Here is a 15,571-nt window from a genome sequence, read left to right as displayed (position 1 = left end):
GTTATCTTGATTCACAATATTATGAGATAAATTTAAGCTGAACCTTAAAACTAAAACCAAACATGAATAAATTTTTACTCACCCTTGGTCTGATTTTAATTTACGGAAGCTCAATTTCTCAAATCGCAATCAACAGAGATCCTGAAATAGCGAAAATGGTTTCCGAAATTTCTTCAGATTCCTTAGAAAATTACATTCACAAGCTGGTGTCTTTTACCACCCGACACACCCTTAACACCAATAACAGCACAGGGATGCCAGCTGCTCAAGAATATGTCCTTTCCAAATTCAATTCTTTTGCGGAAAAATCAGGAGGGAGAATGACTGCAGAAATCGAAAAGTTTGTGATCCCATCTGATGGAAGAAGAATTACCGAAGACTCACCTGCTGCCAATGTCATTGCAACTCTGAAAGGAACCGACCCAAATGACAAGAGAATTTTTATCATTTCTGCTCACATGGATTCTAGAAATAAAGATGTAATGGATGCAGAAGGAATTGCTCCAGGCGCAAATGATGATGGAAGTGGAACTGCCGCGGTCATTGAATTAGCAAGAGTAATGGCATCAAGATCGTTTCCTGCGACAATTCTATTTGTAGCCTTTACAGGTGAAGAAGAAGGTTTGAAAGGAGCAACTTATTTGGCTGATAAAGCGAAAGAAGAAGACTGGGAAATCGGAGCTGTTTTAAATAATGACATTGTTGGAAACAGCAGTTCGTCTGGAACTCTCATAAAAGACAATCTGAAAATGAGAATATTTTCTGAAACAATTCCAGCCAATGAAACAGAAGAAATGGAGCGAATCAGAAAGTACACAGGGGCTGAAAATGACAGTAAATCCCGACAACTGGCTCGTTATGTAAAAGAAATCGGCGAGCGATATGTTGATCAATTTGAGGTGAAATTAATCTACAGAGCAGACAGATTTTTGAGAGGTGGTGATCAAACCGCATTCGCAAGAAATGGATTTACAGCTGTAAGAATGTCAGAAATGAATGAAAACTTCTATCATCAACATGAAAATGTACGAGTTGAAGATGGAATCCAATATGGTGATTTGCCTGAGTTTATGGATTTTGAGTATTTAAGAAAAGTTGCTGCAGTTAATATTTCCTCCCTGGCAACATTGGCACAAGCACCATCTCAGCCTGAGGAAGTTCAGATCAGCGTCAGAGGTTTAAGCAATTCATCCACCCTACTTTGGAAAGAACCTGCTACAGGCAAAGCAAAAGGTTATTATGTGTTGATGAGAGAGACCTCCTCTCCTATGTGGGAAAAGAAATTCTTTACAACTGACATGACTCTGACTTTACCTTATTCTAAAGACAATTATTTCTTTGCCGTACAGGCAGTAGGAGAAAATGGAGCTGAATCTTTACCGGTTTTCCCAACTCCTAGCAACAGGTAACCTATTTTAAATTGTATCAATTACAAATAGGAAAAAGGGATAGTTTAAAGGAACCGAAAGTCGTATTTTTAGTTTAAACAGTAATACAACTCTTGAAACTATGAAAGCAAAAGAAATAGTAACACTTCAGCGCTCTTTGCTGGTCGATACAGAAAAATTACTTAACAAACAGGTAGAAATGGAGGGTAAATCCTCTGCTTATTATCTATCTATGGCCTCTTGGTGTCACATGATGGGTTATGAGAATGCGGCGAAATATCTATATACCCATGCAGATGAGGAAAGAATGCATATGATGAAGATTTTCCGATATATCAATGAGGCAGGCGGTCATGCCATGCAGCCAGAGATTACGGACATCAGACACAATTTCAACTCTTTACGTGAGGTCTTCGAATTGATTTTAGAACATGAAATTAAGGTCACCAAAGCAATAAATAACATTGTTGACCATGCATTTTCTGTAAAAGATTTCGCTACGTTCAGCTTCATGCAATGGTATGTCACTGAGCAAAGAGAAGAAGAAACCATGTCAAGAAGAGCATTGGAATTATTCGATATTATTGGAGAAGATGGTGTGGGACTTTGGACAATCGACCAGGAACTGGGCAAATTACATGATGCATCAGTTCAAGGTGAAGCGTAATTCCATCATTTAAAATTCATAAAAGCGGCAGTAGCCGCTTTTTTTTCTTCTGTAAGTGGTATTAAAGTTAAAATCCGAACCTAGTTCCTTCAAGAAACCCATTCGATTTCAAAAACCTAATCACTCTTTATACTGCATTTCTACTCGATTCTTATTAATTTTCAATCATAAATAAGATATGATGCATTTCAATAAAATATTATCTCTCCTTTCAGGAATTGCTATTATCACCTCATTTTCATCTTGTCAGGAGGAAAAAAAAGAAACCCAGATCGACGAAGAAAAAATGGTGGTGTCCGAGACTCCGGCTCCAACTGAAAAAATTGACGGGATGGTCTGGATACCAGGGGGAGAATTTGTGATGGGAACCAATGAAGCTGAAGCTTATGCAGCAGAAAAACCAGCTGTTAACTTAAAAGTAGATGGTTATTGGATGGATACTCACGAAGTTACCAATGCCGAATTTCAGGAATTTGTAGACGCAACAGGTTATGTGACAGTTGCAGAGAGAAAACCTGAATGGGAAGAATTAAAAAAACAATTACCTCCAGGTACCCCAAAACCAGATGAATCTGTTTTGGTCGCAGGCTCGATGGTCTTTTCCCCTCCTCCATACAAAGTACCTTTACAGGATATTTCACTTTGGTGGGTATGGGTAAATGGAGCAAACTGGAAACATCCCGAAGGACCAGATTCTGATATTGATGGTAGAGAAAATCATCCTGTTGTACATATTTCATACGAAGACGCTGAAGCGTATGCAAAATGGGCTGGGAAAAGACTTCCAACTGAAATCGAATGGGAATTTGCAGCAAGAGGTGGAGTAAATGGGAAACGATTTGCTTGGGGTGACGAGTTGACTCCAAATGGGCAATATTTAGCCAATACTTTTCAGGGTAATTTCCCAAATGAAAATCTGGGAAATGATGGTTTTGTAGGAACTTCACCAGTGAAATCTTTCGCTCCAAACACCTTCGGACTGTATGATATGATTGGAAATGTCTGGGAACTTACTGGTGATTGGTACGATGCTTTAAAATATGCAAGGTTAGCTGGTCAGGCTCCAAAACTGGATAAAGACATGAATCCATGCTACAATCCTGACAATCCATTTGCCATGGAACGAGTAATCAAAGGTGGATCTTTCCTTTGCGCAGAGAATTATTGTGTCAACTATAGACCATCTGCAAGACAGGGTCAGGCATTCGATTCTGGAACTTCCAATGTAGGATTCAGGTGCGTAAAAGATCCTGAGACGAAAACACTGAGCATGAAATAAGCCAATAGATAAAAACGAAAAAAGGCTGGAAATTTAAACTTCCAGCCTTTTTTTGTATCAAAATCTAGCCTTTCGGATAGCCATTGACTATTCTGGCAATGTATTTACCAATGATATCAAATTCCAGATTGACCAAGTCCCCTACTTGTAACTGATGGAAATTCGTATGATCGTAAGTGTAGGGAATTATCGCCACAGAAAATTTACCAAGACCTGAATTAAAACAGGTTAGGCTTGTTCCATTAATTGTGATTGAGCCTTTTTCCACTGTGACATTTCCTAGACTCGGATCATACTCAATATCAAAAAGCCAGCTTCCATCTTGGTCAGAAATATTTTTAACTGTACCTGTTTGATCTACATGACCTTGGACTATATGTCCATCAAACCGACCATTGGCAGGCATGCATCGCTCTAGATTAACTTTCATTCCTTCTGACCATTGAGAAAGATTAGTCTTCTTGATCGTCTCATCTATGGCCGTGACACGATATGAATTTGGTTTGGTTTCTACCACAGTAAGGCAAACTCCATCGTGAGCCAAAGATTGATCGATTTTAAGCTCAGCTGCCAAAGAGGATTCCAGATCAAAATGAACATTGGTACCTTCTTTGGTTATTTTTTGAATCGTTCCAAAAGATTCTATGATTCCTGTAAACATGAGATTTTTTAAACTTCGGGCTTTCAATGAGTAAGCAAAAATTGACTTTTGAGAGTTCAAATTAAGCCAATTATTCTTTTATCTTCGATCACAGAATTTAAATAGTACGATCAAAAATGCTGAAACTCGAAGATACCTACCTCCATAAAGGCAAAAGAAAAGCTCTAGTCGCTTTGCTAAAGGAAAAGGGAATCAAAAGCGAACGTGTTTTAGATGCAATCAATCAGCTTCCCCGTCATTTTTTCTTTGATTCGGCGTTGATTTCACATGCCTATGAGGATAAAGCTTTTCCAATTGGAGAAGGTCAAACTATCTCACAACCATATACTGTCGCTTTTCAAACAGAATTGTTAGACATTCATCATGGTGATAAAGTTTTGGAAATCGGCACAGGATCAGGCTATCAAGGAAGTATTCTTCATCTCTTAGGTGCTCAGGTTTTTACTATTGAATACCAAAAAAAGCTATACGAAGGAACCAAGCGTTTTTTGTCAAGACTGGGTATCGAAATGAATTTATTTTATGGAGATGGGTCTGAAGGACTGCCTGCATATGCGCCATATGATAAAATTTTGGTAACTGCTGGAGCTCCTGTTGTCCCAACTGCCTTATTGAAACAACTGAAAGTCGGTGGAATTTTGGTGATTCCTGTAGGAGATAGAAGACGACAGACCATGCTTAAGCTGACCAAAAAATCTGAAAAACAGGTCTTGAGAGAAGAGTTTGATGGGTTTGCTTTCGTGCCACTTTTGGGTAAAGACGGCTGGAGATAGATAGTGAATATCAACAGAATATTATTCTGATTTTTCTATTAAAATTACCTTTTTCAAAATTTTATATCTAATTTTAGATCAAATTTAATGTTATGCCGAAAAAGAAATTTGCAAAAGAGTCTGCAACGATCATGACCGAAATGGTCCTTCCTAATGATACAAATACCCTTAACAATCTTATGGGGGGCAAATTGATGCATTGGTTAGACGTCGTAGCTGCAATTGCTGCGCAGAAGCATTCCAATAGAATCGTAGTAACCGCATCAGCCGATAGCATTTCATTTAAAGAACCTATCGCCTTGGGAAATGTAGTTACTTTAAAATCTCAAGTTACAAGAGCATTCAATTCTTCAATGGAGGTATTCATTGAAGTGATCGCAGAAGATATTCCTGCGAATAAAAAAATCATGACTCACAGGGCATTTTTCACTTTTGTAGCGGTGGATCAAAATGGAAAACCAATTGAAGTTCCAGAAGTAGTACCTGAGACTCCTGAAGAAAAGGAACATTATGAAGGAGCATTGAGAAGAAGACAATTGAGACTCGTTCTTTCTCAGCGAATGAAACCAGAAGATGCAGTAGAGTTGAAATCTATTTTCAATTTGCCAGGCACCAATTAATCTAAAAAAATCAAAAGGGACAGAAGTATTTGTCCCTTCTTTTTTTGCGAACAGGCATTTTTTAGCCAATTTCCCATCATGGAAAATCAAAGTCTCCAAGAACTTCAATTCTTTCTCGAAGAGGATCTATTTTTACTTCAAGAAGACAAAAACAAGTATGCTGATCCAGGAGCTGGTATTGAACAAAAAGCTCACTCTAAACCTCTAGAAAATACAGTGGAAGATTCTTCTGAAAATTATTCTACCGAATCAGCTCCAGTAGAAATTCAGCCTATCACGATGAAAGGAAATTTCACGAATGGATTGCTGATCATTCATGAAGAAGATGAATTATCCGACCAAATCATGGATATGCTTGTGAAGATGATCAATGCGGTAGGAAGGTCCATGAATGAAGTAGGAATCATCTCTTCCGCCAATCTGGAAGGGAGAAGTTTGGAAGATTTCGAAGCATTAAATGCTCATGTCGTTCTGAAATTTGGCAGAATCAAACATCCTGTCAATTCCGTCCCAGCTATACCATACGAAGTATTTACAGATCAAGAGACCCAATACCTTTTTGCGGATGCTCTTAGTCAAATTACCGAAAACAACGAAATGAAACGCAAACTTTGGAATGCGCTTCAGGTCGTATTTAATATTAAAAAATAACATGAGTTTAACTCCAGAACAGCATAAGTGGGCAAAACGATTTCGATGGATCAGCCTGATTGAAGGAATTTCATTTTTGGTCTTGTTGCTTTTTGCAATGCCTTTAAAATACATTTTCGGATTGCCTTTGGCAGTAAAATATGTGGGTTGGGCTCATGGTATTTTATTCATTCTTTACATCTACACGGTATTTCCTACTGCCCATAAATTGAAGTGGAAATTTAGCCGTACATTCTTTGCTTTGATAGCTTCGGTACTACCTTTTGGACCTTTTATTTTTGATAGAAATCTGAAGAAAAGTCAACACGTGGATTTTTAGCCTATGGCGCTAATCAGCAAAAAGAAGAAGATTTACCCAATCAATTTGGGGTTGCGAAAGTATCTGGTCAAATACTCTAGAGAGGTGGATATTCCGATTCACTACCATGAGTTGCTCCGATATTCCAACTCCATTGCATTGTATGATTCAAAAGAGCAGGACACCCTTTGGGAAACTGTATTCTATGATGAATCAGACCGGGAGGAAATTCATCTTAATGTGAAGAAAATCTATGCTTTGCTGAAAGCTGGTGGTGATATGTCTGTCATGGAACATCTATATGTAGATCGGATTGACTTATGTATTTATGGAAATACCCAGCCATTTCGTGTGAGGATCGTGAATAGAATCAATGATAACTTTGATTACTTCTACATCAAAAATGCGGATGCTTCCCGAGTTTACGGATTAGAATTAGAACATTTACTTTCCCCGAATAGAATCAGTTATCTCGTTCACCAGAACACTTTAATCGAAGAACATATCGCTGGAATTCCAGGGGATAAATTTATGCGTTTGCATATGGCTGATCCCCATTTGAATCCCATTCGACTGGCAAAAGAGTTTGTAAAATTCAATGAGCGATGCTTTGTCCGCCTTTTGGGAGATATGCATTCAGCCAATTTCGTGATCGATGTAACTCCTGATTTTGAAGAAACGCATTACAGAATCAGAGCGATAGATTTTGACCAGCAATCTTATGAAGGCAAGAAGTCTGTTTATTTGCCACAATATTTTAAAGAAAACAATGTGTTGATTCAGTTGGGGATGAAATACATCACTCCAGAGTCCATGCGTCAATATCAAAAAGAAGAAAGAGCGTTGATTGCTCATCGATTAAAATCCTCCCAACGAGGAATTGATGATATCTTGCGAGCCATGGAACATGATAAAATCTCCCTTCCGGAAAACATTGATTCTTTGAAAAAAGAATTGGCTAAACATTACGGAAACCCAACTTTTTTGGAGTGTACTAACATGGGCCAAATACTTCGCAAAAGCCTTGACTTACTCTTTCCTAAAAAAAATCCAGATCAATAGCCTTTTTTTTATTTTGTTGGTTCTCACTCAGTAGGATAAAAACCTTAACTTCTGAGTTCAATTATTAAAGAGCCACCAAACGATATCATCCATGAAAACACGTTTTTTAACGGGTTTGATTCTTGGCGTTTTTATTTTCCAGTCCTCCTTTGCGCAGCAAATAGATGAAGACTATAATGCCAAAATCAAAGAATACACAACAGACCCGAGGTTTTTACCATCTTCAGTTTTAGGAATCGTAGACCATCCTGAGATTCCCTCACCAAAAACCCATTTTGGTCAGATCATCGGAGCACCGATGGAAATGCACAGCACGAGCGAAATTTATGGCTATTACAAGCTATTAGCTGAAAAATCACCGCATCTATCCATACAGCAACTAGAAACCACAGAGGAAGGCAGACCTATCTATATGGTGGTAATCGGAGGTGATGACAGCATGGAGCGATTGGATCATTACAAAAGCCAAATGGCGAAACTCGCTGATCCAAGAATCACCAATGCTGAAGAAGCTGAAGCAATCATTGCTGATGCCAAACCGGTGTATTATCTAAACGGGGGAATGCACTCGACAGAAATGGGATCACCTGAAATGCTGATGGAATTATCATATCGTTTGATTACCAGCGAAGACAAGTCTATCCAGTACATCCGCGAAAATCTTATTGTCCTCATCAATCCGGTTTCCGAACCAGATGGAAGAGACAAACAGGTTGATTGGTACCATCGATACACCAAGGCCAGAACTGATTGGGATGATGGATTTCCTAGATCAACTCCCTACTGGGGACAATATGTTTTCCATGATAATAATCGGGATGGTCTTCAGGTTTCCCAAGCTATTACAAGAGGAATTTTCAAGATTTTCTTCGATTGGCATCCATTGGTCATGCTGGATTTGCATGAGTCCGTACCCCTACTCTACATCTCTACAGGAACAGGTCCATACAATGAGCAAGTAGATCCGATTACCATTGGAGAATGGCAAATTATGGCCAATAGTGATATCGCAAGTTTGGCAGCACAGGGAATGCCTGGAGCATTTACATGGGCATTTTACGATGGATGGTGGCCAGGTTATGGAATTTGGGTGGCTAATAATCATAACGCCAATGGACGTTTTTATGAGACTTTCGGAAATGCAGGCGCCAATACCTATATGAGAGATTTGTCAAATGCCAGATATGCAGGCGATCCTGCAACTAGTAGAGAATGGTATAGACCAGATCCACCGACTCAGAAAGTTTATTGGTCAGCAAGAAACAATGTCAATTACATGCAAGCTGGAGTTTTGGCATCCCTTACCTATGCTGCCCATAATGGTGACCAACTTCTGAAAAACTTTTACCAGAAAGGAGTCAATTCGATCCAAAAAGGAAAGACCGAAGGTCCAAAGGCTTTTGTCATTCCAAGAGATCAAAAAGATCCTGTGATGGCTGCATATTTGGTTAATCAGTTGAGAGCACAAAAAATCGAGGTTCATCAAGCTACTTCAGGAGAAAACGAGGGAGATTATGTGGTTTTATTGGATCAGCCATATAGAAATCTTGCAGTTAACCTTCTGACTGAGCAGAACTATCCAAAAGAGGCCAAATTCCCTCCTTATGATGACATCGCTTGGACACTTGGCTATTTGTATGGCGTCGAAGTAGAAAAAACCGATAGTATCGCTTATCAAATGAGTGACTTGACTATGGTCGAGGAAGAAGCAACTTATGCTGGAAAAGTAAAGGGAAGTGGAAATGCATATTACCTTTCCTATCAAGCTCAAAACATGGTGTTGCCAGCTTTGTATTGGTTGAAAGAAGCTAATAGTAAAGTAGAGGTTCAGGTTTTAGAAAAAGAATTTATTCTGGATTCTGATACTTTGGCGCTGGGTTCTCTTTATTTCAAAGGACTTTCTCAAAAGCAAGCAGACCAAATCAATGAGGAATTTGGTCTGGATTTAATCAAAGGAAATAAAACACCTGAAGCAAGCGATATTCATTCAGTTTCTTTACCAAAGATTGCCATTTATCATACTTGGTTCAATACGCAGGATGAAGGCTGGTCCCGATATACTTTTGAGCAGCGAGGCATTCCTTACACTTCTATTGACAAAGATGATTTAAAAGCTGGAAGTTTAAGAAGCAAGTATGATGTGATTTTGGTGCCAAGAGCAAGAGGAAATGGCTCTGATTTCATTCATGGAGTCAGCACCGAATTTGGTCCATTGCCATTTACCAAAACTGCTGAATATCCTTCCCATGGTTTCCCTGATTCCTCCAATGACATCACTGGAGGGCCAGGGTTTAATGGAATTGAAAACCTGAAAAAGTTTGTGGAAGAAGGTGGTTTGATTATCACTTTGGACAACTCCACTAACATGGTCTCAGAAACTGGAATTGTAAGAAATCTAGAATCATATTCAGCTTCTGGCTTATTCCACCCAGGTTCCGTAGTAACAGTCAAAATCAAAGATTCTCAAAGCCCATTGGTCTATGGTTTCCCAGAGACATTCCCGATTTTCAGAGGAAATGGCCCTCTTTATCAAGTAGATTTAAAAGACAGAAAAGCAATGGTTCTTCAGTATGGAAACAAGCCTTTGAAAGATGAAATTGAATATACCGGCCCGATCATGGGAATGCCAGATAAAGAAGTGGAGGAGAAACCTAAATCAGAAACAGGTAAGGATGCCCCTTATGTAAGGTCAGGAATGGTTAGAAATGAACAGACGATTATTGGGCAAGGAACCATCTTTAACCTGCCAGTAGGCAAAGGTAATGTGGTTGCATTTACATTTGATCCATTGCATCGCTACTTAAATCACCATGATGCACCTTTGGTTTGGAACGCAATTATCAATTGGAATCATCTTAGATAGTCAGCCTCAATAATAGGATCAGCCCCTCGAAAATATCTTCAAGGGGCTTTTTTATTTAAATCCATTGAATAAAGTATTTTTTAAATAAGATGTTTTCAAAAAATAGAAGGTTGATTTAGCCAGGGTAACAAATACGTCAAATGCCTTATTCTTTTGAAGAAAGAGAAAATCTAAGTTTGGTTCATAATCTAAATCAAAGAATTATGAAACTATTCAGATCAAACCTTTGGATCTTTTTGCTAGCATTCAGCGTGTATTTTTCATCCTGTAGCTCCGATGATGATAACGATCCGACACAAGCTCAAAGCGCAAATGTCACCCCAGAAACTCCAGGTGATGCAGATGCAGTCTTAGCTGCTATCAAAGTCAAATCAAATGTTCCCGGTGCTGCTCCCGTTCCTGGGCTTGGGGATATTTTGATAGATGTTGCTTCAGCTAATTTCTACTCTTCTGCTGGAGGTGGTAGCTTGGCAAAAGCTGGAGACGTCATGATCAATGACTTTACTTTAAAAACTGTAGGCAACTCCTACATCAACAATGCGACTGACATCTCTTTAGGGTTGAACTCCGGTCAGGGAAATGACTGGTCTGTTTCAGGAGGTAGTGGATTTGATGCATTTACTTATTCCACTTCTAAGAAAATGCCAGGCGTGATCCGTTTAAACAACGTTCCCGATGCTATTTCTGTAGCAGGTTCGGTAACTGTCGCCATTGAGGGGATTCCTGCCAACTGCGATAATATCATCTGGGTCATTTCTGATGGAGATAAAGTAGCCACAAAAACAACAAAAGCCACTAGCGTAACTTTCTCTTCTTCTGATCTATCCGGTATGAAAGCAACTTCCACTGGAATTGTTCAAGCTGCAGCATACACCACTGAATCCCAAACTTTTGGAGGCAAAAAAGTATATTTTATCAATGAAACCCTTGACTCAAAATTTGTAGAAATCAACAAATAAGAATCAGATAAAATGAAAAAGGATTGGAAGCATAAATTTCCAATCCTTTTTTTTATGAGACTAGCCTTCTCAAATAAGCTCCATACCCACTTTTTCCTAGCTTTTCGGCAGCTTTGAGTAGTTCTTCTTTCCCAATGAATTTATTTCTATAAGCGATTTCTTCTATACATCCGATTTTCAATCCTTGACGCTCTTCGATTACTTCCACAAACTGAGCTGCCTGAAGCAACGATTGATGAGTGCCCGTATCCAGCCAAGCCGTTCCTCTATTTAAAATCGCTACCTGGAGCTTTCCTTTTTTCAAATATTCATTGTTGATATCGGTTATTTCCAGCTCTCCCCTTGGGCTTGGTTTGATGTTCTTTGCTATTTCCACCACATCATTGTCATAGAAATATAAACCTGGAACAGCAAAATTAGATTTTGGCTCTGTTGGCTTCTCCTCGATACTGATCGCTTTTTGAGCTTCATCAAACTCTACAACTCCATATCTATGAGGGTCATTGACATGATAGGCAAAAACAACGCCTCCTTCAGGATCTGTGTTTTCCTGAAGAGTTTTATGCAAGCCCGAACCATAAAAAATATTATCCCCTAATATCAATGCGACTTTATCATTCCCAATAAATTCCTCTCCAATGATAAATGCTTGAGCCAATCCATCAGGGCTTGGCTGAACCGCATATTGGAAATTACATCCAACCTGAGATCCATCACCCAATAGTTTTTCAAAAGCCTGATTATCTTCTGGAGTCGTGATAATCAAAATATCTTTAATACCAGCCATCATCAAAACAGACAATGGATAATAAATCATAGGTTTGTCGTAAACAGGCATCAATTGTTTACTTACCGAAATGGTCAATGGATAAAGTCTTGTTCCAGACCCACCTGCCAGAATGATTCCTTTCATGTGGTAAATTAATTATTTTCAAGGGTCATATGGAATCTCGCAATTCAATTAAACTTCCAAAAATGGCGTTTATCACAAAGCTTGATTTCATATAAATATTACAAAAATCAAAAGTAGATTGAGGTGACAAAACTACAGATTGAAGTACAGATTAAAAAATACCTTCTAATTGAGCATTTATTAAATCACTGGCACTCGTTTTTTTCATTAGGGAGAAAAACCAATTCACTGAGTAAAAACAAAAAAAACCAATGAAAATCCTATTAGTTTCCTTAGGCACAAGAGGAGATGTTGAACCATTTTTAGCACAGGCCGAAATACTTACTCATGCTGGTCACCAGGTGGTTTGTTTATTTCCGGAGCAGTTTAGAGAAGTCGTGGAACAATTAAACTATCCGTTTATTGGTTTCGATAAAAGGTTTTTGGAAATGCTTGAAACCCAAAGTGGAAAATCCGTCATGGGTGGTGGAGGAAATGGATTCGCCCAGTTAAAAGGTTACCTCCGACTGATCAGGGATTCGATGAAAGTACAAGGGAAATTAATAGAACAGCAACGAGAAGTCCTTCAGGAAATCAACCCTGACAAAGTATTATTCCATTCAAAAGCACTCTACTTTTATCTCTGTGCAAAGCAAAATCCTAAGAAATTCATCTTGCTTTCTCCTCTCCCCTGTCTTATTCATCCCTCCGAAAATTACCCGCACATTGGTTTGGCAAAATGGGGACCATTCTCTAAAAAGTGGAATCTGAAAAGCTACGGTTTTGTAAATGGAGCTAGGCATAAAGCAATGAAACGATTGATGAAAAAATATTATTCTGATTTTATCGATCCAGATTTTTCATCTAATGCCATGAAAGATTTTGAGAGAAAAGACTTGAGAACACTTTACACCATTTCACCTACTCTTTTCCCAAGGCCGGAAAATTGGCCAAATACAGCAACAATAACTGGTTACTTTTTCAGGAACCAGACCAAAGAATATCAAATTGATCCTAAACTAGAAGATTGGCTGAAATTACATCCAAAAGCTGCGCTTCTCACTTTTGGCTCTATGAGTAACCCTAAACCAAAACAACATTCAGAAACAATTATAAAACTTCTGATCCAGCATCGAATCCCTACCATTGTCAATCTTTCCTGGGGAGGTTTAGAAAAAATCGACATTGATTCTGATCTGATCTTTTATGTAAACCAGATTCCATATGATTGGATTTTACCAAAAATCTATGGTATAATCCACCATGGAGGCTCAGGAACGACCCATCAGGCGGCTCATCACGGTTGTGTCCAATTGATCATCCCTCACATTATAGATCAATACTTTTGGAACCAACTTATTGAGAAAAGACAAATGGGTCCGAAAGGAATCAGCATTCATAAACTTAAAGCTGATAAATTTGAAAAGATTTTACTTGAATTCTGGAACAACCAAAGTTTTAAAGAAAATGCTTTATCCTTGGCAGAGGACATGAAACCCGAAGCCAATAAACAAGAGATCATTGAGTACATTACCCAAAATTAACTTTGCATGAAATCCCAACAACTTTCACCTTTTTTACTGGCTATGTCTCTTATTTTTTCCTGCACCCAAAAAAATGAGATCATTTTTAAAGACGATTCAATAGAAAAATTTCGACCAGTTTACCATTTCACACCTGAAGAAGCATGGATGAATGATCCAAATGGGATGTTTTTTTATGAGGATGAATACCATCTTTTTTACCAACATTATCCTGACAGCACAATTTGGGGACCGATGCATTGGGGTCATGCAGTTTCCAAAGACTTAGTGAATTGGGAACATTTACCAATTGCCATTGAACCAGATAGTCTTGGATATATTTTCTCTGGATCAGCAGTAGTGGATTTGGAAAATACTTCTGGATTTGGCTCAAAGGAAAATCCTCCAATCGTGGCAATCTACACCTACCATGATCCTGTAGGTGAAAGAAATGGCGAGATTGATTTCCAAACTCAGGGTATTGCCTATTCTTTGGATAAAGGAAGAACTTGGACGAAATACGAGGGAAATCCAGTTTTAAAAAATCCGGGAATCAAAGACTTCAGAGATCCCAAAGTCTCCTTACAAAAAGATGATGCTGGAAATCCAATTTGGGTAATGACTTTGGCAGTTGCCGATCATATAGAATTTTTCAGTTCAGAGGATTTAATACATTGGAAGAAAAGCGGGGAATTTGGAAAGGGAATTGGCGCTCATGGAGGCGTTTGGGAATGTCCAGACCTAATTCTGATGAAAACTCCATCTGGGGAAGATAAATATGTCCTTTTGGTCAGCATTAATCCAGGAGGACCACAAAAAGGATCAGCAACCCAATATTTCATTGGTAATTTCAACAATGGAACATTCACTCCCGACGACACCATGATTCGATGGATGGATTATGGACCTGATAATTATGCTGGCGTCACTTGGAGTAATATCCCATCATCCCAAAATAGAACTTTGATGATAGGATGGATGAGTAATTGGCTTTACGCCAATCAAGTTCCTACTGAAAAATGGAGATCGGCCATGACTATTCCCCGAGAGTTAAGCTTGTTTGATATTGACGGCACTTTGCTACTGAAATCTGTGCCTGCAGAAGAATTAGCAAAGTTAGAACAAGGATGGTATGAGTTTTCCGAATCCTCAAACCTACCAGGAATAGCTGTTGAACTTAAAGCAGAACTCAAAGATCAAGATGAATTTTCAATAAAAATCAGCAATGAGTTAGGTGAACAAATCATTATTTCAAAAGAATTTGGTTTGGTCTCCATAGATCGATCTCAAAGTGGCATTTCCAATTTCAATTCTGACTTTGCTACGATCCATTCTGCCCCTATGAGCTGGAAAGCAGAAAAAATACAAATCTTTCTGGATGCCCATTCCGTTGAACTCTTTGTAAACGAAGGAGAGTTGGTAATGACTTCAAACGTTTTTCCAAATAGCCCATGGAAGAAAGTGGAGCTCTCCGAAAACTTAAAAAATGCAAAATTATTCCCTTTGGAAAAATAGTTTGATCAACGGTTTGACTATTTAAAATTTAATCTCCAAATTTTCATTGAATATTCCTCAAAATGAAAAGCAAGTACCTCCATAGCACAGTCTTAGCATCAGGTCTTTTCCTGTTATTGCTTTCTGTTTTTTCGCTTGGTACTTCCAGTCCAGAATTTCATCAAGAAAGTAATTCAGAAGATGGTTGGCATCAGCCCACCTATTCTTCTTCTCCAATTGCATTAAACACCATACTGGAAGAATCAGTTGAGATCCCTGGGATTCAAACGGTTCTTAAGCTGATTGGATCAGTTACAAATTCATGGATTCCATTCCATCTAGATTCGAGAACCAATGCTGTTCTTTCTGCTAAATTCAAAAAATCAGTTCCTCTTTTTGATGTAAAGCAGACCTATTTCCATTTTTTCTATACTTGGTAGT

The 15,571-nt window shown here is 38.5% G+C and carries 15 protein-coding genes; 13 read left to right on the top strand and 2 right to left on the bottom strand.

Annotation, left to right across the window (positions count from 1 at the left end; all coding sequences use genetic code 11):
* Positions 1-62 precede the first annotated feature (62 nt).
* From FHS59_RS18455 to FHS59_RS18445, 3 genes are all read left to right on the top strand, one after another.
* Positions 63-1,409: a M20/M25/M40 family metallo-hydrolase gene (locus FHS59_RS18455; RefSeq protein ID WP_184496851.1), complete on the top strand. Its 1,347-nt coding sequence runs from the start codon at positions 63-65 to the stop codon at positions 1,407-1,409.
* Between the two features lie 100 nt (positions 1,410-1,509).
* Positions 1,510-2,055, top strand: coding sequence for a ferritin (locus FHS59_RS18450; RefSeq protein WP_184496849.1), 546 nt, complete (start codon positions 1,510-1,512; stop codon positions 2,053-2,055).
* 178 nt (positions 2,056-2,233) lie between these two features.
* On the top strand, positions 2,234-3,334 hold the full coding sequence (locus tag FHS59_RS18445; RefSeq protein WP_184496848.1) for a formylglycine-generating enzyme family protein: 1,101 nt from the start codon (positions 2,234-2,236) through the stop codon (positions 3,332-3,334).
* A gap of 64 nt (positions 3,335-3,398) precedes the next feature.
* Here the strand turns inward: FHS59_RS18445 and FHS59_RS18440 are convergent, their stop codons facing one another.
* Positions 3,399-3,995, bottom strand: a complete 597-nt coding sequence (locus FHS59_RS18440) for a riboflavin synthase (protein ID WP_184496846.1) — start codon at positions 3,993-3,995, stop codon at positions 3,399-3,401.
* Positions 3,996-4,111: 116 nt separating this feature from the next.
* Between FHS59_RS18440 and FHS59_RS18435 the strand changes: the two genes are divergently transcribed.
* From FHS59_RS18435 to FHS59_RS18405, 7 genes are all read left to right on the top strand, one after another.
* Complete coding sequence (locus tag FHS59_RS18435) at positions 4,112-4,768, top strand: protein-L-isoaspartate(D-aspartate) O-methyltransferase (RefSeq protein WP_184496844.1); 657 nt, start codon at positions 4,112-4,114, stop codon at positions 4,766-4,768.
* Positions 4,769-4,860: 92 nt separating this feature from the next.
* Entirely contained in the window at positions 4,861-5,388 is a 528-nt protein-coding gene (locus FHS59_RS18430) for an acyl-CoA thioesterase (RefSeq protein ID WP_184496842.1), read from the top strand.
* 78 nt (positions 5,389-5,466) lie between these two features.
* Entirely contained in the window at positions 5,467-6,039 is a 573-nt protein-coding gene (locus tag FHS59_RS18425; protein WP_184496840.1) for a hypothetical protein, read from the top strand.
* Position 6,040: 1 nt separating this feature from the next.
* Entirely contained in the window at positions 6,041-6,358 is a 318-nt protein-coding gene (locus tag FHS59_RS18420; protein WP_184496838.1) for a DUF3817 domain-containing protein, read from the top strand.
* A 3-nt stretch (positions 6,359-6,361) separates the two neighbouring features.
* The gene (locus FHS59_RS18415; RefSeq protein WP_184496836.1) at positions 6,362-7,399 is read left to right on the top strand and encodes a hypothetical protein; all 1,038 of its coding nucleotides are present in this window, start codon (positions 6,362-6,364) and stop codon (positions 7,397-7,399) included.
* Positions 7,400-7,490: 91 nt separating this feature from the next.
* On the top strand, positions 7,491-10,262 hold the full coding sequence (locus tag FHS59_RS18410) for a M14 family zinc carboxypeptidase (protein WP_184496834.1): 2,772 nt from the start codon (positions 7,491-7,493) through the stop codon (positions 10,260-10,262).
* Between the two features lie 203 nt (positions 10,263-10,465).
* Positions 10,466-11,221, top strand: a complete 756-nt coding sequence (locus FHS59_RS18405; protein ID WP_184496832.1) for a hypothetical protein — start codon at positions 10,466-10,468, stop codon at positions 11,219-11,221.
* Positions 11,222-11,273: 52 nt separating this feature from the next.
* On the opposite strand, the gene rfbA is transcribed toward FHS59_RS18405, so the two are convergent.
* Positions 11,274-12,134, bottom strand: coding sequence for a glucose-1-phosphate thymidylyltransferase RfbA (rfbA, locus tag FHS59_RS18400; RefSeq protein ID WP_184496830.1), 861 nt, complete (start codon positions 12,132-12,134; stop codon positions 11,274-11,276).
* A 251-nt stretch (positions 12,135-12,385) separates the two neighbouring features.
* Between rfbA and FHS59_RS18395 the strand changes: the two genes are divergently transcribed.
* From FHS59_RS18395 to FHS59_RS18385, 3 genes are all read left to right on the top strand, one after another.
* Entirely contained in the window at positions 12,386-13,657 is a 1,272-nt protein-coding gene (locus FHS59_RS18395) for a glycosyltransferase (protein ID WP_184496829.1), read from the top strand.
* A 6-nt stretch (positions 13,658-13,663) separates the two neighbouring features.
* Positions 13,664-15,151 (top strand): glycoside hydrolase family 32 protein, encoded by a 1,488-nt coding sequence (locus tag FHS59_RS18390; RefSeq protein ID WP_184496828.1) that lies wholly within the window; start codon positions 13,664-13,666, stop codon positions 15,149-15,151.
* Between the two features lie 62 nt (positions 15,152-15,213).
* The gene (locus FHS59_RS18385; RefSeq protein ID WP_184496827.1) at positions 15,214-15,570 is read left to right on the top strand and encodes a hypothetical protein; all 357 of its coding nucleotides are present in this window, start codon (positions 15,214-15,216) and stop codon (positions 15,568-15,570) included.
* The last annotated feature ends 1 nt before the right edge of the window (position 15,571 follow it).

Source organism: Algoriphagus iocasae (assembly GCF_014206875.1).
Taxonomy (GTDB): Bacteria; Bacteroidota; Bacteroidia; order Cytophagales; family Cyclobacteriaceae; genus Algoriphagus; species Algoriphagus iocasae.
Note: the sequence above shows the minus strand (reverse complement) of the source record. Positions and strands in the feature narration are given on the sequence as shown.